This is a genomic window from Bradyrhizobium sp. LMG 9283 (assembly GCF_045571415.1).
Taxonomy (GTDB): domain Bacteria; phylum Pseudomonadota; class Alphaproteobacteria; order Rhizobiales; family Xanthobacteraceae; genus Bradyrhizobium.
In genome coordinates, this window is record NZ_CP120691.1 from 2,829,844 (window position 1) to 2,856,818 (window position 26,975).

A 26,975-nucleotide genomic window follows, 5' to 3' on the forward strand; every position below is an offset into this window, starting at 1 on the left:
ACAGGGAGACGATCATGTCGATCGAGTTCATCGGCTTCATCAGCAACAACAATTCGTCCGAGAGCATCGTCCGCGAGGGGCCGGTGCTCAATCCCACCCACATCGAGACGGTGGCGAAAGCGCATGAGAATGCCGGCTTCGATCGTGCGCTTCTGGCGTTCCATTCGACGTCGCCTGATGCGCTCCAGGTCGCGCAGCACGTGCTCAACCACACTGAGAGGCTAAACGTGCTGATCGCGCAGCGGCCCGGCTTCACCGCGCCGACATTGCTGGCGCGGCAGTTCGCAGTGCTCGACCAGTTGTCCCGCGGCCGCGTCGCGCTTCATGTCATCACCGGCGGCAATGCCACCGAGCTCCGGCAGGACGGCAACACGCTCGATGACAAGGACGAGCGCTATGCCCGCACCTCCGAGTTTCTCGATGTGCTCAAGCTGGAATGAACCAGCGACAAGCCGTTCTCCTACAAGGGCAAATACTACCAGGTCGAGAACGCCTTCTCGCAGGTGAAGCCGTATCGTCCCGAAGGCATTCGCGTCTATTTCGGCGGCGCCTCCGACGCGGCGATCGACGTCGCCGGCAAGCACGCCGACACCTTTGCACTGTGGGGCGAATCCTATGCGCAGGTGCTCGATGTCACTTCGCGCGTCCACAATGCAGCGGTGAGGCAGGAGCGGCCGACGCCGCGCTTCAGCCTGTCGGTGCGGCCGATCATTGCCCCGACCGAAAAGCAGGCCTGGGAAAAGGCGGAGGAAATTCTGGCGCGCGCCACCGCGCTTCAGGACAAGACCGGCTATCGCAAGCCGGCCGACGGCCATGGCACCGCTGGCGCGCGGCGTCTGCTCGCGCTCGCCGACCAGGGCAGCCGGATCGACAAGCGGCTCTGGACCGAGATCGCAAAGCTCACCGGCGCCAACAGCAACACGACCGCGCTGGTCGGAATGCCCGAGCAGGTGGCGGAGGTCTTCGGCGATTACTACGACCTCGGCATCAGCCATTTCCTGATCCGTGGCTTCGATCCGCTGATCGATGCGCTCGAATACGGCCGCGAGCTGATCCCGCTGACGCGCGAGCTGATCGCCAAGCGCCAGGCCGTTCGCGGCGAGGCGGCGGAATGATCCGCCTGATGCTAGCCGGCGCGCTGCTGTTCGGTTCAATTCCGAACGCACGCTCTCGTGTCACGGACGCGCTGCAGCGTGAAGCGCTGCTGCGCCGAGCCGGGACCCAGGGCGCCTGAACTGCTCACGGCGATATGGGTCCCGGCTCAGCGGCGCACCGCTGAAGAAGCGCTGCGCCGCGTCCGGGGCACGAGATCTCACGACTTTCTCAAGCGTCCGTGACACGAGAACAATGATTCCAGAACGCTCGCATTCTTCGCTGCTTTCCTTCTGCGTTCTTCACCGCCGACAATAGCCCCATTGCTATTTGCATCCCCTCCCTTGCACCGCGGCGCGCCCGGTCAAAAATCAATCCGACGACCACATCGGGAGACCGGCCATGGGCCTGCAAGAAACAAAAATCGAATCGCTTCCCTTCGTCACTGCCGAACTCAACTATCTTGCGCCGGTATCGGGCAAGCCGCGCACCTATGCCTTCGATCCGCCGCCGGGCGAACCGAAGAGCACGTCGCTGCCGGAGCCGCATCAGGTCCCGATTTTCGATGCGCGGCTGATCGCGCAGAACTTCTCGCTCGATCGCGAGGGCTTTGCGCTGGTGCGTCACCCGACGCAGGTGAAGGATTTTTACAACGACGAGGAAATCCGCGCGGTCTATTATCCCGCTGTCGAAGCCTTCCTGCGCGCGACCTTGAAGGCCGATCGCGTCGTCATCTTCGACCACACCGTACGCAAGCGTGTCGAGGGCGCCCCCGATATTCGCGGCGGCGGCCCGCGTCAGCCGGCGACGCGCGTTCATGTCGATCAGACCGCGGTCTCCGGCGCCAATCGCGTGCGCGAGCATCTGCCTGACGAGGCCGAGGAGCTGCTGAAGGGACGTGTGCAGGTGATCAATCTCTGGCGGCCGATCCGCGGGCCCTTGCGGGATTCACCGCGCGCCATGGCCGACGGCACCACGGTGGCGCCCGACGATCTCGTCGCCTCCGACCTGATCTATCCCAACCGCCGCGGCGAAACCTATTCGGTGAAATACAATCCGAACCACCGCTGGTTCTATTTCCCCGAGATGACGCCGGACGAGGCGCTGCTGCTGAAGTGCTACGATTCCGCAACGGATGGCCGCACCCGCTTTGGGCCGCATACCGCATTCGTCGATCCGACCACGCCGGCCGACGCGGCGCCGCGCGAAAGCATCGAGGTCCGCACGCTGGTGTTTCACAGGCCGTAACAAACTGTGATGATCGTGCCGGGCATTTCCCGGCAGGGTTCCGGGAACCCGAAGGAACAAAGCAACGTTTGCAGCGCCGGGCAAGGGCCAACCGGGAGCGGTGCCGTGCGAGCGCAGCCAACACTATTGCTTGGTCTCGTGACTTCATCACTTGCCTTTTCATCCCTTGCCTTCATGTCAGTTGCGAAAGCCGAAAGCGGGCTGGCCTCCTATTACGGATATGGCAGGGCCGGCCGAGGCGGCGAGATGACCTGCGCCCATCGCACGCGTCCGTTCGGCAGCGTGCTCAGGCGCACGATCCAGTGCCGTGTCAATGATCGCGGCCCCTTCATCCGCGGCCGCATCGTCGATCTCTCGGTGCCCGCCGCCCGCGCGCTCGGCATGATGAGCGCGGGCGTGGTGCGCGTGTCGGTGGATTAGGCCTCCGAGCGCGCTATAGTGCCGTCCAAAGCAAGGGGGCGCTATGACCAAAATCAGGGTGGGACTCGTCGGCTGCGGCTTCGTGTCGGAGCTGCACATGTATGCATTCCGGCGCGTCTATGGTGTGGACGTCGAGGTCGCGGCCGTGGCTGCGCGCGGCGACAAGGTTGTCGCGTTCGCCCAGCATTACAATATTCCGCGCGTTTACCGGAGCTTCGGCGACCTGATCGCGGACCGCGAGCTCGAGGTCATCGACATCTGCACGCCGCCCAACCTCCATGCCGAGATGATCGTCGCCAGCATGCAGGCCGGCAAGCACGTCATTTGCGAAAAGCCCTTCGCCGGCTATTTCGGCCGCGAGGGCGACACGCAGCCGATCGGCAAGCACGTGCCGAAGGCGCTGATGTATGAGCGCGTGATCGAAGAGATGGACCGGACGCGGGCCGCGATCGAGCGGACCGGAAAACTCTTCATGTACGCCGAGGACTGGATCTACGCGCCTGCGGTGACCAAGACTGCCGAGATCATCAAGGCGACCAAGGACAAGATCCTGTTCATGAAAGGCGAGGAGAGCCATTCCGGCTCGCACGCGGCCCACGCCGCGCAATGGGCGATGACCGGCGGCGGCGCGCTGATCCGCATGGGCTGCCATCCGCTCTCGGTCGTGCTGTATCTGAAGCAGGTGGAAGCCAAGGCGCGCGGCGAGACCATCCGCGTCGCCAGCGTCACGTGCGACGTCGGCAACGTCACCGCTGGGCTGAAGCCGGAGGAGCGCGCCTACATCAAGGCCAATCCCGTCGATGTCGAGGACTGGGGCACGCTCACCGCCACCTTCTCCGACGGCACCAAGGCCACCGTCTTCTCAGGCGACATGATCATGGGCGGCGTGCGCAATCTGATCGAGACCTACACGAGCGGCGGTTCGCTGTTCGCCAACATCACCCCGAACACGCATCTGATGAGCTACCAGACCTCCGAGGAAAAGCTCGCGAGCGTCTACATCACCGAGAAAGTCGACCGCAAGACCGGCTGGCAATATGTCTGCCTCGAGGAGGAATGGACGCGCGGGTACTTGCAGGAGATCCAGGATTTCATGGAATGCGTCGCGACCGGACGGCAGCCGCTGTCGGACCTGGCGCTCGCGTACGAGACGATCAAGGTGAACTACGCCGGGTACTGGGCGGCGGAAGAGGGGCGGCGAGTGGTGTTGTAGGGGAATGGTCACCGCGACGGGAATGTGCTCCCTCGCCCGGCTTGCGGGGAGCGACGAGCTACGCTCGCGCTGAGAGGGTTGGGGTGAGGGGGAGTCTCCGCGCGCACGTTGAAAGAGGAATTCGCGGAGAGCCCCCTCATCCGGAATTTGCTTTCGCAAATTCCGGCCTCTCCCCCAAGCGGGGAGAGGCGAAGAGCTTCACTAAGCCCCGTAGGTCGAGCCTTTCGGCAGCGGAAACACCGGGTCCTGCGTGCGGATGTTGGTCGGCCACACCACCGAGATGTGCTCGCCGGCGTTTTGCATCACCACCGGTGTCGAGCGTTCGTTCTGGCCGGAGAGCGGGGTGCCCGGCGGGAAGAATTTCACGCCATAGCCCTGGATGGTGCCGCCGGCGGGAATGTCGACGTCGAGCGCGGCCTTGCGGATCGCCTCCGGCTCGAAGCTGCCGTACTTCTCCTTGGCGGCCGGCAGCACGTTGTTGAGCAGCACCCAGGTCTGGTTGAAGCCCATCGAGCAATGCGGCGGCACGTCGGTGGCGCCGGTCTTGGCCTTGTAGCGCGTCACCATCGCGTTGATCAGATCGCCCATGCCGGGCGCGAGCTTGGCGGGATCGAGCAACTGCGCCGGCACCGGATCGATGTTGCAGAAATTGTCGATGTCGGCGCCGAAGGTGGCGCGCAGCTTGTCGAGCTGGCTGTAGCCGGCGCCGGCCCCAAACAGCATCTTGAAGCGCAATCCGCTCTCGCGCGCCTGACGCAGGAATAGGGTGATGTCAGGGTTGTAGCCGGCATGCGAGATCACGTCGGCCTTGGCACGCTTGATCTTCGTGACGAGCACCGACAGGTCGGGCGCCGAGGCCGAATAGCCTTCACGCAGCACCACCTGGATGCCGGCCTGCTTGGCATAGGCCTCATCGGCAGAGGCGACGCCGACGCCATAGGGACCGTCCTCGTGGATCAGCGCGACCTTGACCTCCTTCGGGTCCATGCCGAGCTTGGCTTTCGCATGCTCGGTGATGAAGCTTGCAAACGCCTGCCCGTATTGATCCGAATGGATCTGCGCGCGAAATACGTATTGCAGGTTCTTGTCCTTGAACACGGCGGTCGAGACCGCGGTCGTTATCCAGAGGATCTTCTTCTGCTGCTCGACTTTGGCCGCGAGCGGCACCGCATGCGAGCTCGCATAGACGCCGTTGAGGATGTCGATCTTCTCCTGGTTAATCAGGCGTTCGGCCTCGTTGATCGCAACGTCGGGCTTGCTCTGGGAATCCGCGGCGACCGGAACAACCTTGGTCTTGCCGCCGATACCGCCCTTCTCGTTGACGAGATCGATCGCGATCTGCGCGCCGATTGACGAGGCGACTGAGCCGCCGGCGGCGAACGGGCCAGTGAGGTCGTAGATCAGGCCGATGCGCAAGGTCTCGGCTTGCGCCTGGGCCCGTGTCCAATCGAGGCTGAGTGCGGCGGCGGCAGCCGCCGATGTCTTCAGCAGCTGCCTGCGTGAAGTCGGCATCCTATCCTCCCTCAAAACCGTCTTATGATTGGTCGTTATTTTCTTGCGAAGTATGAGGAGCGGAACGGCCGAAAGTCAACATCGCCCAAGGTCGATACGCGCCGGTCTGGCACAACGCATCTGCGAAAGACAAAGAAAGGCCCACCGCTCCGCGCGGGAGCGATGGGCCTGATGCGGGCGCGAGCCACCTACTGCGACAGCTTCACGAAATTCGGAAACTTCATCTTGCCTTCCGCGATCTTCTCGGGCCAGACCACGACCTGCTTGCTGTCCTGCCACTGGAAGACTAGGCCCGTCACGAAGCCCGGGCCGGACTTGATGCCGTGGGTGAACTCGTCGGCCTTGCCGTAGAACTGGATCTTGCCGATCGTGCCTTCGTAATCGGTTTTCTCGAGCTCGGCGACCATCTTGTCGGGGTCGGTCGACCCGGCCCGCTTGATCGCGTCGGTGATGATGTAGACCTCGTCATAGGCGGTGTAGCCGGTATAGGCCGGCGGCGTGCCGAACTTGGCCTTGAAGGCGGCCGCGAACGGCTTCGTCTTGGAGGTCACGGCAACGTCCGGCGTTGCGACTGCGAGCGACGGCACGCCGTCGGCGGCGCCATTGGTGTCCTTCCAGAAAGTCGGGCTCAGCGCCTGCGCGCTGATGCCGAACATCGGGATCGGCACCTGCTGGTTCTTCCACTGCACCGTCGGCTGCACGCCGACGTGCGAGATGCCGGTCACGATCACGTCGGGCTTCTTGCCCTCGATGTTGTTGAAGATCGGCGTGAAATCGGTGGTATCAGGCGAGAAGCGAACATGCTCGACCACCTTGAGTCCGGCCTTCGGCAGGCAGGCCTCGTACCCGACGTCGAGCGGCTTGGTCCAGGCGGCGTCCTCGCTCATGATCGCGACGGTCTTGAACTTGAGCTTGTCGACGAGGAGATCCTTGGCGGCGTCGCAGACGAGCTGGGCTTGTGCCGCCGAGGTCAGGTAGCCGTGGAAGGTGTACTTGTTCTTCTCGTAGTCGTTGTGGATCGCCTTGGTGATCTCGTTCGAGGCGGCGCCGGGGGTGATCAGCGGCATCTTCAGCCGCGCGGCCCAGGGCTCGAGCGCCAGCACGACCTCGGAGATGTAGCTCGCGATCACGGCCGACACCTTGTCCTCGCTCACCGCGCGCTGGAAGGCGCGCACGGAATCGGCCGAGGAGCTCTTGTTGTCATAGGTGACGATCTCGACCTTGCGGCCGAGAATGCCGCCCTTGGCATTAATCTCGTCCGCGGCGATCTGCGCGCCGCCCGGGGTTGCAGCACCCGCGATTGACTGCACCTCGGCGATGACGCCGATTTTGATCGGATCGTTCGATTGCGCGTAGGCGGGGGCGGCAAGGCACAACGCCAGCGCCGAGGCGATGAAGCTGCCGCTGAGAACTGAAGATCGCATGGTCGTTTCCCTTTCTATGTTTTTCGTTGATGCAGAGGACTTACAGAAAATCGGCGCCGGCCTCGGTGGCGAAGCGGCCGGGATCGCCCTCCCAGACGATCCTTGCGTGTTCGAGCACGTAGACGCGGTCAGCATGCGGCAGGGCGAAGGTCACGTTCTGCTCGCCAAGCAGTACCGTGATTGACGTGGTCTGCCGCAGCTTCGTGAGCGCCTTGGACAATTGCTCGAGGATCACGGGGGCAAGGCCCAGCGTCGGCTCGTCCAGGACCAGGATCTGCGGCTGCATCATCAGCGCGCGGCCGATCGCGAGCATCTGCTGCTCGCCGCCGGAGAGCGTCTGCGCCATCTGGCCCTGGCGCTCTTTCAGGATCGGGAACAGCTCGAACAGCCAGGCCAGCTGCGCGGCGCGCTTGTCGTCGGAAAGATGCTGGCTGCCGAGATCGAGATTCTCCCGCACGCTCATCTCGCCGAACAGCTCGCGCGATTCCGGGCATTGCACGAGGCCGCTGCGCGCGATCTTCGCAGGACTGGTGCCGCGCAGCTTTTCGCCGCCGCGAACGATCTCGCCACTATAGGGCAGGAAGCCTGAGATGGTGTTGAACAGCGTGGTTTTGCCGGCTCCATTGAGGCCGACGACGGAGACGAATTCGCCCTCGTGGACGTGGATCGAGACGTTCTCCAGCGCCTGAGCCTTGCCGTAGAACACGCTGACATTCTCGACCTGGAGCAGCGGCACCTTGTCCTTGAAGCTGGTCTCGGGTCGCGCATGGGTCTCGATCGCGCCGCCGAGATACACCCGGCGCACGGTCTCGTTTCGCATGACGTCCTCGGCCTTGCCGGTGACGATCTCCTCGCCGAGATACATCGCGAGCACGCGGTCGACGAGAGCGGCGACGCTCTTGACGTTGTGATCGACCAGCATCACGGCGCGGCCTTCGTCGCGAAAGCTGCGGATCAGGTCGGAGAAAACGTCGACCTCGGCCCGGGTCAGCCCGGCGAAGGGTTCGTCCACCAGCACGACCTTCGGGTCCCGCGCGATAGCTTTCGCGAGCTCCAGCCGGCGCAGATCGGCGAAGGGCAGCGTCGGCGGGCGGCGGTTCATCACGTTGCCGAGCCCGACGCGCTCGGCGATCCATTTGGCGCGCTCGACCAGTGCCTTGTCCGGAATCAGCATGAACAGGCTGTCGGGCAAGAGCGCGACCATGATGTTCTCCAGCACCGTCTGCCGGTTCAGCGGCCGCGAGTGCTGGAACACCATGCCAAAACCTTTTCGCGCGATCTTGTGCGCGGGCAGGCCCGCGACGTTCTCGCCCTCGAAGATCACTTCACCCGCGGTCGGGCGCTCGATGCCCATCACGCTCTTCATCGCGGTGGACTTGCCCGAGCCGTTCGGCCCGATCAGGCCGAAAATCTCGCCGGCATTGACCTCGAAGCCGAGGTTCTTCACCGCCGTCAATCCGTCGAAGCGTTTGGTCAGGCCGCGGACGTCGAGCACGGGCCGGTTTGAAAGCCGCATATCCATCACGAGCGCGCCTCCCGCGAGAGGGCCGCCCCGAGGAAGCCGCCGGGGAAGAACAGCACGACGAGCAGCGCCACGGCCGAAACGATGAAGGTCGCGAGCTCGCCGGTGGGCCTCAGGAATTCGCCGGCGACGATCAGGAAGATCGCGCCCAGCGCCGCGCCGAGCACGGTGCGGCGGCCGCCGAGCACCGCCGAGACGATGACGTTCACGCCGACGGCAACATCGACCACGGTGCCGACCGAGGCGGTACCGAAGTAGAACACCAGGAGCGCGCCTGACAGCCCCGAGAAGAACGCGCTGACGACGAAGGCGGCGAGCTTGTGCTTGACGATGTTGAAGCCGAGCGCGCCGGCTTGCACCGGGTCCTGGCCGCTCGCCTGGAGCACGAGGCCGACAGGCGATTGCGACAGGCCGTAGAGGATCGCCGCGGAGATCGTCATGAAGCCGAGCGCGATCCAGTAATTGGTGCCGGCATTGATGCTGATGACATCAGGGATGGTGAGGCCGATCTCGCCGCCGGTGAGATCGGCGAACACGACGATGAAGTTTTGCAGCATCAAGACCGCGACCAGCGTGGTCAGGCCGAAATAGGGCCCGCGCACGCGCAAGGCGGGCAGCGCCAGCACGAGCCCGGCAATGACGGAAGCGAGCGCCCCGAGCAAGATGCAGAGATAGACCGACCAGCCGAACTGGTTGTTGAGGATGCCGGCGGTGTAGGCGCCGACGCCGATCAGGAAGGTCGGGCCGAAATTGACCTCGCCGGCGAAGCCGAACAAGAGGTCCCAGGCCATCGCGAACACGCCGAAATAGAACGCGACGGTGAGCAGCCCGAGCACGTAGCCGGAGACGTAGAGCGGCAGCGTCGCCGCGACGACGACGAGCGCGAGCGAGACGAAGAACAGGCGTGAGGTGAAGAAGGTGGACATCTCAGCGCCTCCCCAGCAGGCCCTGGGGCCGGATGTACATCACGAATACGAGCAGCAGCAGCGCGGGAATGGTGCGGTAGGCCGGCGAGATCAGATAGGCGGTCAGCGTTTCGAGGTAGCCGACCACGAAGGCGGCGATCAGCGAGCCGGAGACGCTGCCGAGACCGCCGAGCACGACGATCGAGAACGCGCTCGCCGTCAGCGGCCCGACGCTGTAGGAGCTGACCCCTAAGAACATCCCGAGCAGCACGCCGGCAATGCCGGCGAGGATGCCGTAGATCGCCCACACCACGATATAGATGTTGGTCAGCTCGAGCCCGAGCAGCGTCACGCCGCGCGGGTTCATCGACGCCGCCAGCACCGCCTTGCCGGTGCGGGTGCGGTTCACCAGCAGCCACAATAGCGCGATGACGAGGCAGCACACGATCGCGGTGAAGATCTCGTTCGTCGGCGTGCGCACGCCGAGGATATCGACCACGCCCTCGACGATCGGCAGCACCGTCTTGGCGTTGTTGGTGAAGAAATAGGCGATCAGCTCCTGGATCATGATGCCCCAGAGCAGTGTGCCCGTGAGCACGAAGATCTCCTTCTCTTCGTTCGGGATGCGCCGCGAATCCTGGATCGGCTTCACCACCGCAAAGTAGGTGGCAAAGGCGGTGAGGAGCGCAACGCCGACCCCGATCAGCGCACCGGCATAGGTGCCGACGCCGAGGATGCTGGCGGCGGCCCAGGCGGCGACCGCCGCCGCGACCATGATGGCGCCGTGGGAGAGGTTGAGCACGCCGGAGACGCCGAAGATCAGCGTGAAGCCGGTGGCACCGAGGGCGTAGAGAGCGCTGATGGCAAAGCCATCGATCAGGATCTGGAAAGCTCGCATAGATGATTGGCCAGGCAGACGAGCTGCCTCCTTGAGGGAAGGTGCTGTATGGAGCGCATCTGAACGCTTCCAGGCTCCCGCCCGGAGAGCGGGCCCGATCAGCCTGTGATGGGTTTGATGAGGCTCGGAAGCCAGACGGCGGCCTTTGCGACGTGCTTCGGCACGCCGGTCGCGGTCATGTTGCACGCGATACGCAACGCAACAGAGAGTCGTTTCTTCATGTTGTTCTTCTCCCTTTGAACAGGCCTCTTGTGAGCCATTGTGTCGCGACTATACCGGCAGAGACTGTCTCGGCAAGTGAAACTGCATTCAGGATTGTGAGAGCGGACTAAAGTCTAGCGCTGCGTAAATTGCAGGCAAAAGAGATGCGAGACGTTGATCGGGCGCAGGCATGCAGATTCCGTCGGCGGGCATGCGTGAGTATCAAAGGCTGAGAGCAATCGGCGATTGACGAGCCGCGATGTCGTCGCGCGCTTCAGCGTGCTTGTAGCAGCGATGGATCGAGCGCAGTCAGCCGGGCGGGATCGAATGGCGACAGGTCAATCTCGCGCGTTGCGCCTCCAGCGATCAGCTCGGCGAGCGCTTCTCCGGTGGCGGGCGCATTGAGGATGCCCCAGACATTGTGTCCGGTCGCAACATAGAGGCCTTCGCTCTGGGGCACCTTGCCGATCAAGGGCAAACCGTCCTCCGTCACCGGACGGAAACAGGCCTGCTGCGCGATGATCTTCTCGGGACGAAACAGCGGTGACAGCCGCTCGGACAGGCTTTGCAGCCGCGCGATCGCATCAACGTCCGGCGTCACGGCGGCAGGATCGAGCGGCAGCGGCGCGATGTCGGAAAGGGCCGTGATGTGCGTGCTGCCATCGGCGCGCGGGAAGACCTCGATCGAGACCGCGCCGCCGTCTTCCTCATACTCCAGGAACAGCGCATCGGCCGGCACGTCGTTGGTCGTGTCGTACACGATGCTCGGGCTGCGTTGGCCGTAGACGGCGGGCAGGCTCATCCATTGCGCCGCGAGCAGCGACCACGGCCCCATCGCGATCACGACGGCATCAGCAGCGACGACGCGACCCTCGACCTCGACACCCGCTGCACGATCGCCATCGCGCACGATGCCCGTGACGCGACCGGGACGAAGCCCCGCGCCTTGCGCGAGCGCGGCGTCCATCATGGCCGACGTGAACTTGCGGGGATGGACGATCGCCGTCGTCTTCGCCGTGCCGATGCGTCGTGTGATGACGACGCCGTCGTTGAGCCAACCGAGTGCGGATGGTACATCCCTGCGCGCAGCGCCGTCGGAAGCAACGAAACCGCTATAGGCGGTCATCGGACGATAGCCCCAGTCGCCGGCGATCTCGCCGGGCAATTGTGCGTGAAGCGCAAAGCTGCGCCGCGCCAGCGCATCGAGCGGCGTGCCGGCGCACCAATCCTGGGCGAGGAAGCCGCTGGCCTTGCCGGAGGCAGCCGCGGCGACCTCGGTTCGCTCCACGACGATCACGTCGATGCCGCGGCGGCGCAGGAAATAAGCGGTGCAGGCTCCGACGACGCCGCCGCCGCAGATCACAACGCGCATGTATCTTCCCCGGCTCGCGTCAATTTCCTGGGGGCGCTTTGCTCCCGACCGGAAACAACCTAGCTTGCGTACCCCCGTTCCAGCGCTTGACGCTGTCGGTGCCGCTCCAGCGCGAGCTCGACGAGGCGCGTCAGCAGCTCGCCATACGGCACGCCCGAGGCTTCCATCATCTTCGGATACATGCTGATCGAGGTGAAGCCGGGCAGGGTGTTGATCTCGTTGAAGCAGAACTCACCGCTTTGCCGGTCGAGGAAGAAGTCGACGCGTGCGAAGCCGCTGCATTCGAGCGCTGCGAACACCTCTGTGGCGAGCGACCGCACACGCTCCATCTGTGACGGGTCGAGCCTGGCCGGAAGGTCGACGCGGGCGCCGTCGGGGTCGAGATACTTTGCCTCGTACGAATAGAACTCGTGATGGGCATTGGGGTTCAGTTCGCTGGCAAGACTCGCGAACAGCGTCTCGCCTTCGATGACCGCGACCTCGATCTCGCGCGCGTCGATGCCCTGCTCGATCAGCACCTTGACGTCATAGCGAAACGCATCGTCGAGCGCCGCTCCGAGCGCATCCCAAGTCTTCACCTTGTGAATGCCGACACTGGAGCCCATATTGCACGGCTTGACGAACACCGGGAGGCTCAGTCCCTCGATCGCCTTCGCAAGAGACGAGGATCGATCCTGCACGAAAGCCTTGCGGGTGAGCACGTGGTAGGGCGCGACCGGAATGCCCGCGAACTCGGCGAGCCGCTTGGCGACATCCTTGTCCATGCTGACGGCGGAGGCGAGAACGCCGGATCCGACATAGGCGATGTCGGCCAATTCCAGCAGGCCTTGCACGGTGCCGTCCTCGCAAAGCGGCCCGTGGATGACCGGAAAGACGACATCGATCTCGAGCGGGGCCATCGTTCCTGCAGAAATCGGCATGAGAGCGACGCTTCCATCAGGTTCTCTGGCGAGCCGTATCTCCGGCGCCTCTTCCAGGATCGGCAAAGATACCGCCTGCGCCTGGTCGAGAGCTAGAAGGTCATTCCACTGCCATCGACCTTCCTTGTCGATGGAGACCGGGATCACCTCGAAACGAGTACGGTCGAGATGTCTGAATACGGAGGCTGCGGACTTCAGCGAGACCTCGTGCTCACCGGACCTGCCGCCATAGAGAACAACGACGCGAATTTTGTCTGCCATGGTCCAATTATCACGCGCCCGGCCTGGAAGTCATCTCTGTTGCCCCCGGTTGAAACAGTTCGGCGCCGGCGAGGCCCGCCGGCGCCGTCTCGTGACAAGACTCGCTGCGCTTCAGCCCGGCCCGGCGCCCTGTGTCGCCGTGTACACTGCGTAGAGCGACTGGCTCGCGGCCATGAACAGGCGGTTGCGCTTGGGTCCGCCGAAGGTGATATTGCCGCACACTTCGGGCAGGCGGATGCGGCCGAGCAGCTTGCCCTCCGGCGACCACACCGTCACGCCATTGTAGCCGACCGAGCGACCGGCATTGCTGGAGGCCCAGAGATTGCCGTTGACGTCGCAGCGCAGGCCATCCGGTCCGCACTTCACGCCGTCGATCACGCAATCGCTGAACTTCTTGGGGTTCGAGAGCTTGTTGTCGCTGCCGACGTCGAACACGAAGATCTCACCCTTGCCGCCTGGACCGGTGTCGCCAGGCCCTTTGCCGGTGGAGGCAATGTAGAGTTTCTTGTAGTCGGGCGAGAAGCACAGCCCGTTCGGATCGGGCACCTGGTCCTCGGTGACGACGAGGTCGATGCGGCCCGACGGATCGATGCGATAGCAGTTGGTCGGCAGCTCGCGCTTACCTGGCACGAAGCCGGCCGGCTGGCCGATCCGCGGATTGAGCTTGCCGGCCGCATTGCTCGGACCGCCCGCGACGTCGGGCTCGCCTTCGTAGAGTTGGCCGCCATAGGGCGGGTCGGTGAACCAGTAGCTGCCGTCGGGATGCGCGGCGATGTCGTTCGGCGAGTTCAGCCGCTTGCCCTGATAGGAGTCGGCCAGCACGGTGGCGGTGCCATCATGCTCGTAGCGCGTCACACGCCGCGTCAAATGCTCGCAGGAGAGTTGGCGGCCCTGGAAGTCGAAGGAGTTGCCGTTGGAGTTGTTGGACGGCGAGCGGAATATGCTGACGCGGCCGTCGTCTTCGGTCCAGCGCATCTGCCGGTTGTTGGGAATGTCGCTCCAAAGCAGATAGCGGCCCTGCGCACTCCATGCCGGGCCTTCGGCCCATAGCAGTCCGGTGTACAGCCGCTTGATCGCAGTGTTGGGCTGCGCGAGATCGTTGAAAGACGGATCGACCGCGATGATGTCAGGGTCCCAGAAGTAGGTGGTCGGCGCACCACGCGGGCTGAAATCGCGCGGCGGGGTCGTGATCGTGGTCGGCGGTGCTGCCGGTGCATTCTGCGCCAGTGCGGCGCCGGTCCCGGCAATCGTGGCGCCGGCGGCTGCGGCCAGGCCCTGGACCAGTGTTCGTCGTGACAGTGTCGCGTCAGAGTCGCGATGTTCCTCGCTCATTGTCGTAGCCTCCCAATGTATTGCCAGCCGGTTGATCTCGGCTCGGCAACCTTAAGGTTATTCCGGTCCGCGGCCAGTTGCGAGAGCGGCGAGCCAATTCTTCACGCTGCGCCGTGCCTGTCGCGGCGCCATACTTTTGATACAATCGCCGACGGACGCATAATCCACCATCCGGGAGCCGTGGCGCAGACCTATGATGCCTTTGTGCCTCGATCGCGAAGGACAGATCAGTTGAATGTCACCAGCCCCTGTTCAACCAGTTTCTTCAGGATAGCGGCGGCGCCGCAGTACTTGACAGTTGCTTCAGGATCGAAAACGCCGCCCACGAACTTTCCTTTGGTGTAGTGGTTCGTGCACGCCCAGAGGTATGGTGAATTGATTTTACGTTTGCGATAACCGAGCCCGTTGCTTTTTTCCAGCTGGTACAGCACGTCGCCCAAACCCCAGCTTGTCGATTTTGTGACTCCGTAGAGCTCGAGAGCATCAGCCGCACTTTCCTCCCAGGAAAAAGGCGGATTGCCGTTGTGCGGGCGGCCTCTCGGAACATTGACGGTTCTCGCAGTCAACGGATCGCCGTTGTGCAGATGTTTTGTGAAATCGAAATTGGCCTCGGCGCCATGCAAAATACCTATGAAATACCAGGGTATGTTCAGCTCGTTGCCGACATCTTCATATCGCTTGCGTCCAGCCAATAGCCTTTCAGTTGCGCTTTCAACTTGCGCCTCCATATTCGGCGGAATTGAGCTGGTCACGAAGAGCTGAAGCATGTCGAGCAGTACGGCATTTTGTGCCGCGAGGCGCTCCGCGATGATTCTTTGTTGGTCTGCAAGAGCTTTTTGCTTCTCCGCGTCTGCCCTGGCATTTTCCGCGAGCGTTCGCTGAGTATTGGCTTCGTGTTGTTGGATATAGGCATACATCCAACCGCCGCCGACGACTAGCACAAGAAGCGCTGCCACCGCCAAGGCGATGCCTTGGCGGCGCAGTCGCGTTCGCGCCTGCGCCTTCTCGAGCTGGTCTTCCTGATCTTTACGTTCTCGCTCAGCCTGCGCAGCCAATTGTTTTTCGGACGCGGCGATACTGTCGGCAATGAATGCCCGCTCTGGTGCCGGCAAATTTGCATCTGGACGCGCTTGCAGCCATTCCCGGGCCCGCTGAAGTGCACGGCCGACCAGTAGGCCCCTCTCATTGGCTGTGAATAGTTCGAACATGCGACCTAGCCGCTGCCGCCAGACCATGAACTCTCGGTCTTCTGCCAGCAGTCTACTAAGCGGCGGTTGTCGCAGGAGCGCTTCATGTGCGACCTCGATCACTTCGACCTCGGCTCCCGCATCAGTCCGTCGATCCCTGATCAACAAGCGGCGTTCTGCAAACCGATCGATCAGCGGCAACGTCCTGGGCGGAAGATCGCTACGTTTGGCGACGCGGCGGATGAACTGCCCCGCGTCGTTGACCTGCACCAGATGAGGTATGAAGGCCTCCCGCCACAGCATCAATTGGTCGTTCTCGTCCTTCGGTAGTTCACCCCTTGCGACACCGTCGGCAAAGGCTCCCTTCACAACTGTTTCTATGACGCCCCTGAGGTGGCCGAGCCTTTCGTAATCAACCAGATTGAGTTCGTTGTCGGCGCTGTAATTCTCGTGAAGATGCGCAAGCGTGAAAGCGAGAAGCGGCAGCGCATCCTGGTCGGAGACGTCTCTCAGCAATTCATCGGCCAACCTCGGATCAAGCTTGAGGGGCTTTGGCTTGAGCAGCCTTGCCGGTCCTTCAATCACCGCGCGGTATGAGCTCTCCAACATGGCTTCCAGAGGAAAAGTGTCCTTCGGAAACTCGGCGAACTTCGCCTCCGCCTGCAGGCGTGGAAGTGCGTCAGAGCGCATGGCGACCAGCGCTAAGGCATGAGCGGAATCAGACGTCAGCGTCCGGGTCAGGATATCGATGAAGCGCTTGGCCTCCGCGCGGCCATCCTCTCCAAACAGCTCCTCACCTTGATCAATGGCGAGAATGATGGTCGGTGGCAACGAGCTCGTGCCATACAAATCGGTTTGATGCGCGATGTCCCGCAATGCGTCAAAAAGCTTGAGAAGACCGGCTTCGTCCGACTCGATGAATTCCTGAATAGCCGCGCGGCTGCGCGGCAGGCCGCGCTTGCGGAATTCTCCGGCAAATCGTTCCTCGCTGATCTTGCTCAGGAGGGCCTGTGCAAGTCCAAAATCGCCCGAGATAGCGGCGCGCTCCGGTCGGATCGTAGGAAGCGGCAACCAGGTGCGGTCGTCTCGATTGAGGCGCGGCAGAAGTCCAGCACGCAGAAACGACGACTTTCCCGATCCCGATGCCCCGAGAATCACGAGCATGCGATCGACGCCGACCCGCGCGATGACACGGATTCTGTCGAGCGCGCGCACGATCTGCCCATCCCGCCCGAAGAAGATGGCCGCATCCTGCTCATCAAAATACGCAAACCCGGGATAAGGGCGGCGTCCGGGCTGAAGCTCGAAAGTCGATGGATCGAGCCCAGCAAGCTTTAGCCCTAGCGCCAGGCGCTTATATTCATGAGCACCAGCATTGAGATCGACCCATTGCTCGTCGGTCAGGTCGAGCGGCACGTCGGACTTGTTTGCACCGATCAGAGCGATGATGATCTTCTTACCCATCAGACGGGCGGTGTCGATCTCCGCCCCGCACCAACGTGAGGCAAGCCATTCGTTGGAGATGAGCGGAAGCACCACCTCGCACCTCTGTGCAGTCTTCTGAAGTGCATCTTTCCAACGCTGGCCAGCCCCGATGCCACGCTCTGCGTCGAGATCGAGAAAGACATCGTCCCAGCCATTCGCTGTCAGCCAGTCCAAGACCTCCCTGGCTCGGTCAACATCGCTGCTCGAGTGACTAATGAAGATATTGCCCATTCACCCCAGCCTTACGGTACTCGTTCCGAGCAGAGGACTTTTCCAGGTCACCCGCGCATACCCTGCGCCGCAGCGGAAGGTTAGTCCGATCAGCTGTCGGTTGCGAGGGGAGGGATCAAAACCGTTGCGCGATCGCGGGATCGCAATTTCGTCACCTTCGAATGCGTTTGGATTGGAGGGCGCTAACGGGGATAAAGCCGGAGCTCATTGTGCAGGTTGTCGTCCTGGTCATCCTTCTCGCGATCGCATTTGCGGCGGGCTATCTCACGCGGGACCACGTCTCCCGGAAAAAGGCGGGCGGAGGCACGCCGCTGGCGCGAATATACCCAGCCGGATTGGCTCTCTGCCAACGCGCCAGCTAACACCAACGAGATCACGCCCCCCAGCATCCTGGTCCCGGTGGTCAATGGCGAACTCGGCCAGATGCTGAATCGCTGGGAGCAACTGTGTTGAAGTAGACCGGTGATCGAGCGGGCTCAAGGCTGGCGCTGTGCGCCCCCGCCTTCGGCGGCTGACGGCCTTGACCCCGCCCGCTCACTGGTCTTCAGGCGGTGCATGCGCTCGGCTGAGGCCGAGCGGGTTCGCTCAGTTCGTAGCGGCGAGCATCCCATTTCTGGCGCCGGGCGATCATGGTGTTGAGAATGCCGATGAGCTTGCGCATGCAGGCGATCAGCGCAACCTTCGGCTCCTTCCCTTTAGCGATCAGACGATCATAGAAGGCCATGATCACAGGGTTGTGCCGCGTCGCAGCGCCGAGGCAAGCCATGTAGAAGAGATTGCGAACCTTTCGGCGTCCACCTTTTACATGGCGATCACCGCGTCGCTTCCCGCTGTCGTCATCGTAAGGAGCTGCTCCCAACAGCGCAGCGGCGATCCTGTTGCTCACCTGGCCAAGTTCCGGCATCGCGGCGACCAGACCGGCGGATGTGATCTTGCCGAGCCCTGGCACGCTCTCGATGATCTCGGCAAGTTCGGCCAAATGTGGCGCGGCCTTGATCATTGCGGCGATCGCAACCTCGAGCTTGGCAACTTCGTCTGCGATCTGCTTTAACAACCGAGCCTGCATCTGCTGGACGATTTTGGGGCGGCATGCTCGCCCCTATTTTTCAGGCTCGTCTGCAGATCGAGCAGGCTCTGGCGCGCTTTTACGACCTGCACCAGATTCTCGCGGGCCGTGTCATGGGCCTGATCTGGAGCATCGGTGAAGGTCTCGGCAAACCAGGCGATCATCTCCGCATCGATTGCATCGTTCTTGGCGAGTTGTCCGGCTGATCGAGCGAAATCACGCACGCGCTTGGGGTCGACGATCCGGGCTTCGATGTCGGCCTGACGCAGCGCCTTAGCCCACTCTCGCTCGTAACCGCCAGATGCCTCCATGACCGCCTTGGCAACCTTGTATTTGCGCAGCCAGCGGATCAGACCGCGCCGTCCTTCTGCAGTGCTAGGAAACGTCTGCCGTTGCGACACCGCGCGGATGCATGCATCCTCCTTGTCCTTGGCCACATCGATCCCGACGACAACGCCACCGTTTTGTGCCATCATCCACTCCCTTCCTTGCTCGGTTCGGGCTCGAAGCCCATGCAACTGTTCGGGTTGAGGAAGACACCGGATCTGTCCCACGCTCCCGGACAGGCTCTCAAGGCCTTTGAGCACGGTCGGGCTCAGATCCAGCGACGGGCGGTTGGTCAGAACCGCCCGTTGGCGTTTTTTGGCACAATTTGCAGACACAAGAGCAGGGCTCGCGCCCGCCGTACCGGCACGGGATAGCCCGCGGCGCGCACGCACCCAACCGTCTGGATGGATCGGGAATCCGGGACGGGTTTCCCGCATTGCGCTTCGCTCCATGCGGGCTACGCCCTTGGTGCGCCGACCATCGACCTATTAGGTCACGTATGCTGACCATCTTTTGGCGTTGCAGTTGCAGCCGTTTCTCGTTTAGAAACGGAACGCACTGAGCCCCCTGGCAACTAACCGTCAACGGTTTTGGCCGAGGATTTGTGGCTCAAAAGGGTCCGGCAATGCTGATTCGCGGCCAAATCGACGGGATTTCGGGGGAGGTGGCTCTGGCCGCCGCCACGATCCCGGCCGCGTCGCTGCCCACCCTCCTTATTGGCGGCCTGCTTCTTACTTGCCCCTGAGGGCCGGCTGGGCGCCACGCGCCTGGGCGCTCAGGGGTTGGTCGAGATCACCGGACACCTCAAGCGCCAAGCGACTAAACGGTCTGAACGGCGCAAACGCTCAAAGGGAAATTTAGGAATGGCCACCCAGAACAAGTCCGACAAGGACCGCGTCATCATTTTCGACACCACGCTGCGCGACGGCGAGCAGTGCCCCGGCGCCACAATGACCTTCGAGGAAAAGCTCGAGGTCGCCGAGCTGCTGGATGATATGGGCGTCGACGTCATCGAGGCCGGCTTCCCGATCACCTCCGAAGGCGACTTCCAGGCGGTCAGCGAGATCGCCCGCCGCTCCAAGAATTCCGTCATCGCCGGCCTGTCCCGCGCCCATCCGGCCGACATCGACCGCTGCGCCGAGGCCGTGAAGTTCGCAAAGCGCGGCCGCGTCCACACCGTGATCGCGACTTCGCCGCTGCATATGCGAGTGAAGCTGAACAAGACGCCGGAGCAGGTGATCGAGACCTCGGTCGCCATGGTCGCGCGCGCCCGCAACCAGATCGATGACGTCGAATGGTCGGCCGAGGACGGCACCCGCAGCGAGATGGACTTTTTGTGCCGCATCGTCGAGGCCGTGATCAAGGCCGGCGCCACCACGGTGAACATCCCCGACACCGTCGGTTACACGGTGCCGGAGGAATACACCCACTTCATGAAGACGCTGATCGAGCGCGTGCCGAACTCGGACAAGGCGGTGTTCTCCGTGCACTGCCATAACGACCTCGGCATGGCGGTGGCGAACTCGCTGGCCGGCATCGTCGGCGGCGCGCGCCAGGTCGAGTGCACCATCAACGGCATCGGCGAGCGCGCCGGCAACGCCGCGCTCGAAGAGATCGTGATGGCGATCAACGTCCGTAACGACAAATTCCCTTACTGGAACAAGATCGACACCACCCAGCTCACCCGCGCCTCGAAGCTGGTGTCGGCGGCGACCTCGTTTCCCGTCCAGTACAACAAGGCCATCGTCGGCCGGAACGCCTTCGCGCATGAGAGCGGCATCCATCAGGACGGCGTGTTGAAGGACGCTTCCACTTACGAGATCATGCGGCCGGAGATGGTCGGCCTGAAGCAGTCCTCGCTGGTGCTCGGCAAGCATTCCGGCCGCCATGCCTTCGTGCACAAGCTGGAAGAGATGGGCTACAAGCTCGGCCCGAACCAGCTGGAAGACGCGTTCAACAGGATGAAGGCGCTCGCCGACCGCAAGAAGGACATTTACGACGAGGACATCGAGGCGCTGGTGGACGAGGAGATGGCAGCGTCGCACGACCGCATCAAGCTGACCTCGCTGACGGTGATCGCGGGCACCCATGGCCCGCAGCGCGCCACCATGAAGCTCGATGTCGATGGCCAGACCAGGATCGAGGAAGCCGAGGGCAACGGTCCGGTGGACGCGGTGTTCAACTGCATCAAGCGCCTGGTGCCGCACGAGGCCAAGCTCGAGCTGTACCAGGTCCACGCCGTCACCGAAGGCACAGACGCCCAGGCGGAAGTCTCGGTGCGGCTGTCGCAGGATGGCCGCTCGATGACGGCGCGCGCGGCGGATCCGGATACGCTGGTGGCCTCAGCGAAGGCCTATCTCGGCGCGCTCAACAAGATCGTCATGAAGCGCCAGCGCGACACGGTGACGACGGCCGCGGCGAGCTGACAGAGCAAGACTGCAAGTTGTTGCACCTCTCCCGCTTGCGGGAGAGGTCGGCGCGTTCCGGGCGATGCGAAGCATCGTCCCGCGCGCCGGGTCAGGGTTTTCTCCTCTGGTGGATTGTCCCGTTGCGGAGACACCCTCTCCCGCAAGCGGGAGAGGGTGCACAATGGTGCTCGCGGATATTGTCTGGGCGTGCGCCATTCACCATGAATACCAGCCCTGCTAACGGCCAATAGCAGCGCAGGCCGACGCCCTGTATTGATGCTGCTGGCATGAGGATTGGCCGCTCGGCCTGCCGGGCGGCCCAAATAATACCAGGGAGAGATTATGCGTACCTTCGCGATCGCGGCATCCGTCGCGGCATTGGCCTTGAGCCTTGTCGGTCCCGCCAGCGCCGACCCGATCATCATCAAATTCAGTCATGTCGTCGCCACCGACACGCCGAAGGGCAAGGGCGCGGAGAAATTCAAGGAGCTTGCCGAGAAGTACACCGGCGGCAAGGTCAAGGTCGAAGTCTATCCGAACTCGACGCTGTACAAGGACAAGGAAGAGCTCGAGGCGCTGCAGCTCGGCAGCGTGCAGATGCTGGCACCGTCCAATTCCAAGTTCGGGCCGCTCGGCATTCGCGAGTTCGAGGTGTTCGATCTGCCCTACATCCTGCCCGACCTGAAGACGCTGCGGAAGGTGACGGAAGGCCCGCTCGGCTCGCTGCCGCAGGTGATGGCCTTCTCGGAAGTCTACCAGGCGCTGCAGACCGGCGTGGTCGACGGTCAGGAGAACACCTGGTCGAACATCTATACCCAGAAGATGCACGAAGTGCAGAAGTACATCACCGAGACCAATCACGGTTACATCGGCTACGTCGTGATCGTGAACAAGAAGTTCTGGGACGACCTGCCGGCCGACATCCGCGATCAGCTGTCGAAGGCGATGAAGGAGGCCACCGACTTCAACAACGCGCAGTCGCAGAAGGAGAACGACGGCGCGTTGGCTGAAATCAAGAAGAGTGGCAAGAGCGAGATCATCAAGCTCACGGGCGAGCAGGACGAGGCGATGCGCAAGGCGATGGAGCCGGTCTACAAGGATGCCGCGAGCCGCGTCGGCCAGCCGCTGATCGACGAGTTCCTGAAGGAAGCCAAGAGCACGACGAACTGACCTGAACAGACGATCAACGAAGGGCTTCCGCGCACCGCACGGAAGCCCTTTGTGTTGCAAATCATTTCAGTTTGCATCTGAACGGATATTCACGGCAGTTACATCTGCCTAGGAACGCGCTCCCTGTCCAAGTTGTAAGTTGCGCGTCAGGCTCCTCGCGCTCATCCTCACGGGCATCCTTCCAGAGGAGGTCCGGATGAAGAAGTTCACCATCGCCGCCATCGCCGTGCTCAGCATTGCCGGCTCGGGCGCGGTCTATGCTCAGTATCACCGCCCGTGGATGGAGCACGTCCGCCACATGCGCATGAACCCCGAAGACCGCGCCGCCTTCGTCGACGCGCGGATCGCCGCTGTCCATGCCGGCTTGAGGCTCAACGCCGACCAGGAGAAGCTATGGCCGCCGGTCGAGGCTGCCGTGCGGGAGTTCGCCAAGCTGCGCATCGACCGCGCCAATGCGCGGATGAATGCCGGCCCAGGTGACACGTCGAGGGGGGCCGACAGGCCGGACGATCCGATTGCCCGTCTGCGCCAGCGCGCCGAGGACATGGGCGCCAGTTCCGCCGCCCTGAAGAAGATCGCCGATGCCGCCGATCCGCTCTACAAGACCCTGGACGAGGGCCAGAAACGGCGCCTCGCCGTGCTGACCCGCCACCGCGGCCCATTCGGCGATGGCGAGGACGCTCCGCGGCACCGCCACTTCATGGAGCGCATGGACCGCATGATGGAACGCGGCATGGACCACTTCCATCACGACCGGTTCGACCGTGACGGCGGCGAGGACCGGGACCGCGAGGGCCGGCTCTGAGCGGGCCGGCTTCTGCGGCAGTTAACCTTGGCGAAGCCGCTGGAATCCAGCGGCTTTTCGCATTTCTGAACCTCCGGACGAAGCCTTGCTGAACCCCTTGGAAAACTTGCGTCCGATCGCTTGCCATCCCCGGATCGCTTTGCTAAACGACCGGCCTCGCAAGGCATTGACCGCCTTTCGGGCGCATAGCTCAGTTGGTAGAGCAGCTGACTCTTAATCAGCGGGTCCCAGGTTCGAGCCCTGGTGCGCCCACCAAGAGAAAATTCTTGGTTTCCAATAACTTCGCCGGATGTCGGTTGGGAACAAAGCGGGTCTCGTGCGACGTTTTCTGTGGTTGATGTTGCGCGGCCAGTTTGCTGTGCGACTTTTCCTTTATTTCCGTATCTTCACCCCATTCGATACCGCGCGCAGATCCGATGGGACAGGTCGATTACGTGCTCGTCGTAGAATAGGATATTAGGGCGAGCAAAACGGATAATCCGTTCAGCCCGCCGCAGGGGTGCTGCAGAAGGAGAACCGGATTGCTGGGTCGGGGATTCAATTGCTCCTATGACTCAAACCTCCGACGCTCACCCCAGGGGCGCATAGCGGCCCAACGTGCTGTCCTCGGGGCTGGCCATGCTGAATGGTTCGCCGCTCCGGCGAACCACGACTTCATAGTAAAAAATTCCTGAGATCGAGCGCGTCGAGCGCTGCGGGGTGGCTCGAGCGCACGAACAGCTCCTGCGCCTCTGCAGGCGGCAGGCCCGAAAATCGCGCGCAGTCCAAAAATTTAACCTTCCTCTCGTCAGGGCTGAAGGGAAGGCTGACATCACCCTTAGCCGCCTGACGCACCTCGTCGAGACGGCGTCCATCTTTTAACGTCACGATGACGCGATGAGGCAGCCGGCCGGCGGCCGCCCTCTCGGTTGCTTGATCGTAAACCGAGAGTTCTGTCAACGGAAGCAGGGCCCTGACATCGGCGCGTCGTACCGCTGCGTTGGTGAAGTCCGACAGCCGAAGCGAATCCTGGGACAAGGCCAGTGCAAGCGTATACTGCATCGAGAAGCGCGCCTGCATTTCGTCATCCGGGCGGGAATAGGCGAGATTGCGGGCGTGCGCCTCCGTCACCGTGGCATTGACGGATACGACATCCTCGGCACGAAAGTCATGATCGCGCTTGAGATCGAGAATGGCGTCAATCGCGCGATGAGTGGCGCCGCAGCACGGATGCCGCTTCGCGGTCAATCCGAAACGCTCGATCGCAAGTTCATTCGAGCGCGACTCGCTCCGGTCCTGTGGCCAACCCTTGGGATAGTCGCCGCCGTAAAGAGCCAGAAAGCCCTGGCGCGATTCAAGTACGTCCAGTCGTCCGACCATTCCGGCGGCACTCAGTTGGGCGGCCTCGATCGCGTTCCGGGCTGCGAGACCGGAGTGCAGCGGTTTGACGGGCGTTCCGAATTGTCCTTTGACACCGGCAGCCATGCTGACGGCGATGCTCATGGCCTGCGCGATGCCATCGCGGTTCAATCCCATCAGGCGTGCTACCGCCGCGACGGTTCCGATGCAGCCGATGGTCGAGGTCGCGTGCCATCCGGCGGTATAGTGGGATGGATTCACGCCGCTGCTGATCCTGGCCTGTGCTTCGAGCCCGACGATATAGGCCTCGATCATCTGCCGGCCGTCGCGACCGAGCGCTTGGGCCATCGCGAGCAGCGCCGGGACGAGGACCGCCGATGCGTGCGTCGTGGCGCCGTGGAAATTGTCGTCGAAATCGAGCGCGTGGGCCGCGACGCCATTGATCAGGGCGGCAATCGCGGGGTCGGCGCGGCCGCCGCTGACGACGGTGCTGCTCCCGCCGCCCGCGCGCGTCTCGAAGGCTCGGGCGGCGGCAAGGGTCGCAGGGTCTTTTCTGCCGGCGATGATGCAGCCGATGGTGTCGCAGAAGCCGTGCTCGGCACGTTCGATGGCGATTGGACTGAACGAGGTTGCGTTCGCGCACCAGTCGGCGATGGTCTCAATGACAGTCATTATCTCGTTCCTCATATGCGGCGCAGCAACGACGGTGCGACGAGCGGAAGGACAATTCGCGAGGGCCGCCCGGCCGAGAGATGAACGGTATTCCGGGCGATATTGAAGGTGCGGCCGGCTCCCTCCGCCTCGCCCGTGTTGGGGTTGACGTCGAACTTCGGGAAATTGGACGAGGAGATGTCAAGCCTGATGCGATGTCCCGCCTTGAAAAGATTGGCTGTGGCGAAAGGCTCGATGACGATGCGGAAGACTTCACCTGGATTGATCGGCTTCGGTTGCTCCCAGGATCCGCGATACCGGCAGCGAAAAATGCCGTCGGTCAGGTTCATCGCGAAGCCGGTCGGATAATCGGCCGAGGGCGGATGCACATCGAGCAGCTTGGCGGTGAAATCCGTATCCGGCGCGTTCGACGAAACCCAGAGCTCGACCTCGATCGGTCCGACCAAAGCCACGTCTTCGGCGAGCGGCTCGGTTTCGAAGGCGAGAACGTCAGGGCGAGCCGACAACGGCAGGCCGGGCGTGTCACAACCGAAGAAGCGCTCGTCCTCACGTTGATCATAGGCCCCGCCCTCGAACACCGGGCGACCGCTGGTGAGTGCGCCGCCGATCGTGGGCACCGGATTTCGCGGGTCGAAATCATAGGTGAGATGAGCGTCGGGCGAAACGGGACGGTCCGTCGACAGGCCGCCGTGATCATGCAGATAAAAAGTGGTTGGGCGCGCTTCCGGCAGCGGCCATTCCGTCGCCCTGATCCAGCACCCACCATGATCGAGATGTCCGTCAGGAGTACGCCGACCCGAGCCGCCGCCCATCAGAAAGAGACGGATGGCTGGATCGTTCGCCGGCGCGTCTTCGCCCTTCAGCCATCGATTGAAGCAGGCGATACGGAAGGCGCTCCAGCTTTCGCCGACATTGCCGTCGAAGATCGCATTCGCCCCGAAGTCGACATCGCCAAAGACGCGCTTGGTGCGGTTGCCATGGGTCCACGGTCCCATGATGAGCTGCGGCCGATGATGGCCATGGCTCAATCCGGCCAGATTCTCGAACGTTGTCGGAACATAGACGTCGTACCAACTCGACATCAGCAGCACCGGAATGTCGGGAATCTTGTCGTAATGGCCGGCGGCGTAAAGACCGATCGCCTTCCAGTATTCGTCAAAATTTCCGTGATGCCACTGGTCGAGCAGATAGGCCTCGTATTCCGGCTCCCATCGCACCGGCGAATTGCCCTTCGACCAAGGCATTCGCTTGAACCATGCGATGATGTCTTCCGCCGCCAGAGCGCTGCGCAGTTTTGGATCGGCTTCGCAGGCACGGCTGTCCTGCGCATGGTTCCACGCCCAGGTCGCCTGCTTGAGCTCGAATGCTCCGCCTTGCCGGATTCCGCAGCGATAGGCGTTCGAGAACCCGCCGGAATCCAGGATCATTCCTGACAGCGCTGGCGGAGCGAGGCAGGCGGCGGCCATCTGGGTATGCGCCGCGTAGGACAGGCCCATCGTGCCGATCTTGCCGGAGCACCATGGCTGGTCGGCGATCCAGGCGATGGTATCGTAGCCGTCCGGGCCCTCCGCGACATATTTCGTGAACACCCCTTGTGAGCGATGCCGCCCGCGGCAATCCTGGAAGATGAGGGCGTAGCCGGCCGCGCAGAACGCTGCGGCCGTTTCCTCGCGCGTCATCGGCGTGTCGACGCCGGGGGCCAGTTCCGCGCGCGAAGGCAAGTGCTTGCCATAGGGCGTGCGCTCCAGCACCACGTGATAGGGTCCTTTGCTGTTTGCCGGCATGTAGACGTCGGTTGCCAGGCAAACACCGTCGCGCATCGCGATCATGACGTCGCGATAGCGTATCAGGGTGTCGGAGATGCGCTCCGGCTCGGGGAGGGCGGCCACGTCCGCGGCGGACCTGTTGGATGCGATGATCGACACGACGTCTCCGGAGGTTGAGGCAGGTTGCTCACAAAGGCGAT

At 63.0% G+C, this 26,975-nt stretch carries 21 protein-coding genes, 1 tRNA gene and 2 pseudogenes; 10 read left to right on the forward strand and 14 right to left on the reverse strand.

Going from position 1 to position 26,975, the window contains the following annotated elements; translation table 11 throughout:
• The first annotated feature begins 14 nt into the window (after nt 1–14).
• The 5 genes and pseudogenes from P6U29_RS13170 to P6U29_RS13190 all read left to right on the forward strand — a co-directional run bounded on the left by P6U29_RS13170 (nt 15) and on the right by P6U29_RS13190 (nt 3,973).
• Nucleotides 15–1,115: pseudogene (locus P6U29_RS13170) on the forward strand (LLM class flavin-dependent oxidoreductase).
• Nucleotides 1,112–1,234, forward strand: a complete 123-nt coding sequence (locus tag P6U29_RS13175) for a hypothetical protein (protein ID WP_407117986.1) — start codon at nt 1,112–1,114, stop codon at nt 1,232–1,234. The pseudogene P6U29_RS13170 and the gene P6U29_RS13175 overlap by 4 nt, the downstream one beginning before the upstream one ends.
• 260 nt (nt 1,235–1,494) lie before the next feature.
• Nucleotides 1,495–2,340: a CmcJ/NvfI family oxidoreductase gene (locus P6U29_RS13180; protein ID WP_407117987.1), complete on the forward strand. Its 846-nt coding sequence runs from the start codon at nt 1,495–1,497 to the stop codon at nt 2,338–2,340.
• 105 nt (nt 2,341–2,445) lie between these two features.
• Nucleotides 2,446–2,760: a septal ring lytic transglycosylase RlpA family protein gene (locus tag P6U29_RS13185; protein ID WP_407117988.1), complete on the forward strand. Its 315-nt coding sequence runs from the start codon at nt 2,446–2,448 to the stop codon at nt 2,758–2,760.
• 43 nt (nt 2,761–2,803) lie between these two features.
• Complete coding sequence (locus P6U29_RS13190) at nt 2,804–3,973, forward strand: Gfo/Idh/MocA family protein (RefSeq protein ID WP_407117989.1); 1,170 nt, start codon at nt 2,804–2,806, stop codon at nt 3,971–3,973.
• A 201-nt stretch (nt 3,974–4,174) separates the two neighbouring features.
• Here P6U29_RS13190 and P6U29_RS13195 read toward each other — a convergent pair whose 3' ends face one another.
• From P6U29_RS13195 to P6U29_RS13240, 10 genes are all read right to left on the reverse strand, one after another.
• Nucleotides 4,175–5,485, reverse strand: a complete 1,311-nt coding sequence (locus P6U29_RS13195; protein ID WP_407117990.1) for an ABC transporter substrate-binding protein — start codon at nt 5,483–5,485, stop codon at nt 4,175–4,177.
• A gap of 188 nt (nt 5,486–5,673) precedes the next feature.
• Nucleotides 5,674–6,909, reverse strand: a complete 1,236-nt coding sequence (locus P6U29_RS13200) for an ABC transporter substrate-binding protein (RefSeq protein ID WP_407117991.1) — start codon at nt 6,907–6,909, stop codon at nt 5,674–5,676.
• A gap of 40 nt (nt 6,910–6,949) precedes the next feature.
• The gene (locus P6U29_RS13205; protein ID WP_407117992.1) at nt 6,950–8,431 is read right to left on the reverse strand and encodes an ATP-binding cassette domain-containing protein; all 1,482 of its coding nucleotides are present in this window, start codon (nt 8,429–8,431) and stop codon (nt 6,950–6,952) included.
• A complete protein-coding gene (locus tag P6U29_RS13210) occupies nt 8,431–9,357 on the reverse strand; it encodes a branched-chain amino acid ABC transporter permease (protein ID WP_407117993.1) in 927 nt (308 codons plus the stop codon). The genes P6U29_RS13205 and P6U29_RS13210 overlap by 1 nt, the downstream gene beginning before the upstream one ends.
• Before the next feature lies 1 nt (nt 9,358).
• On the reverse strand, nt 9,359–10,234 hold the full coding sequence (locus P6U29_RS13215; protein ID WP_407117994.1) for a branched-chain amino acid ABC transporter permease: 876 nt from the start codon (nt 10,232–10,234) through the stop codon (nt 9,359–9,361).
• Nucleotides 10,235–10,332: 98 nt separating this feature from the next.
• On the reverse strand, nt 10,333–10,455 hold the full coding sequence (locus P6U29_RS13220) for a hypothetical protein (protein ID WP_407117995.1): 123 nt from the start codon (nt 10,453–10,455) through the stop codon (nt 10,333–10,335).
• Nucleotides 10,456–10,709: 254 nt separating this feature from the next.
• On the reverse strand, nt 10,710–11,807 hold the full coding sequence (locus P6U29_RS13225; protein ID WP_407117996.1) for an NAD(P)/FAD-dependent oxidoreductase: 1,098 nt from the start codon (nt 11,805–11,807) through the stop codon (nt 10,710–10,712).
• Between the two features lie 59 nt (nt 11,808–11,866).
• Nucleotides 11,867–12,988 (reverse strand): D-alanine--D-alanine ligase family protein, encoded by a 1,122-nt coding sequence (locus P6U29_RS13230; RefSeq protein WP_407117997.1) that lies wholly within the window; start codon nt 12,986–12,988, stop codon nt 11,867–11,869.
• Nucleotides 12,989–13,099: 111 nt separating this feature from the next.
• On the reverse strand, nt 13,100–14,320 hold the full coding sequence (locus P6U29_RS13235; protein ID WP_407117998.1) for an SMP-30/gluconolactonase/LRE family protein: 1,221 nt from the start codon (nt 14,318–14,320) through the stop codon (nt 13,100–13,102).
• Between the two features lie 227 nt (nt 14,321–14,547).
• The gene (locus P6U29_RS13240; RefSeq protein WP_407117999.1) at nt 14,548–17,223 is read right to left on the reverse strand and encodes a TIR domain-containing protein; all 2,676 of its coding nucleotides are present in this window, start codon (nt 17,221–17,223) and stop codon (nt 14,548–14,550) included.
• 206 nt (nt 17,224–17,429) lie between these two features.
• On the opposite strand from P6U29_RS13240, the pseudogene P6U29_RS13245 reads away from it, so the two are divergent.
• Nucleotides 17,430–17,676: pseudogene (locus tag P6U29_RS13245) on the forward strand (hypothetical protein).
• A gap of 91 nt (nt 17,677–17,767) precedes the next feature.
• Here P6U29_RS13245 and P6U29_RS13250 read toward each other — a convergent pair.
• Together P6U29_RS13250 and P6U29_RS13255 are read right to left on the reverse strand one after the other, a co-directional pair.
• The gene (locus P6U29_RS13250; RefSeq protein WP_407118000.1) at nt 17,768–18,277 is read right to left on the reverse strand and encodes a transposase; all 510 of its coding nucleotides are present in this window, start codon (nt 18,275–18,277) and stop codon (nt 17,768–17,770) included.
• Entirely contained in the window at nt 18,271–19,053 is a 783-nt protein-coding gene (locus tag P6U29_RS13255) for a transposase (RefSeq protein ID WP_407118001.1), read from the reverse strand. Before P6U29_RS13255 ends, P6U29_RS13250 begins: the two co-directional genes overlap by 7 nt.
• A gap of 426 nt (nt 19,054–19,479) precedes the next feature.
• Between P6U29_RS13255 and P6U29_RS13260 the strand changes: the two genes are divergently transcribed.
• The 4 genes from P6U29_RS13260 to P6U29_RS13275 all read left to right on the forward strand — a co-directional run bounded on the left by P6U29_RS13260 (nt 19,480) and on the right by P6U29_RS13275 (nt 23,254).
• Complete coding sequence (locus P6U29_RS13260; RefSeq protein ID WP_407118002.1) at nt 19,480–21,042, forward strand: 2-isopropylmalate synthase; 1,563 nt, start codon at nt 19,480–19,482, stop codon at nt 21,040–21,042.
• Between the two features lie 324 nt (nt 21,043–21,366).
• Nucleotides 21,367–22,194, forward strand: a complete 828-nt coding sequence (gene dctP, locus P6U29_RS13265; protein ID WP_407118003.1) for a TRAP transporter substrate-binding protein DctP — start codon at nt 21,367–21,369, stop codon at nt 22,192–22,194.
• Nucleotides 22,195–22,390: 196 nt separating this feature from the next.
• On the forward strand, nt 22,391–22,999 hold the full coding sequence (locus P6U29_RS13270; protein WP_407118004.1) for a Spy/CpxP family protein refolding chaperone: 609 nt from the start codon (nt 22,391–22,393) through the stop codon (nt 22,997–22,999).
• Between the two features lie 179 nt (nt 23,000–23,178).
• Nucleotides 23,179–23,254, forward strand: a tRNA-Lys gene (locus P6U29_RS13275).
• A gap of 399 nt (nt 23,255–23,653) precedes the next feature.
• Here the strand turns inward: P6U29_RS13275 and P6U29_RS13280 are convergent.
• Both P6U29_RS13280 and P6U29_RS13285 read right to left on the reverse strand, forming a co-directional pair.
• Complete coding sequence (locus P6U29_RS13280) at nt 23,654–25,024, reverse strand: MmgE/PrpD family protein (protein WP_407118005.1); 1,371 nt, start codon at nt 25,022–25,024, stop codon at nt 23,654–23,656.
• On the reverse strand, nt 25,021–26,934 hold the full coding sequence (locus P6U29_RS13285) for a CocE/NonD family hydrolase (RefSeq protein WP_407118006.1): 1,914 nt from the start codon (nt 26,932–26,934) through the stop codon (nt 25,021–25,023). Before P6U29_RS13285 ends, P6U29_RS13280 begins: the two co-directional genes overlap by 4 nt.
• Nucleotides 26,935–26,975: the final 41 nt, after the last annotated feature.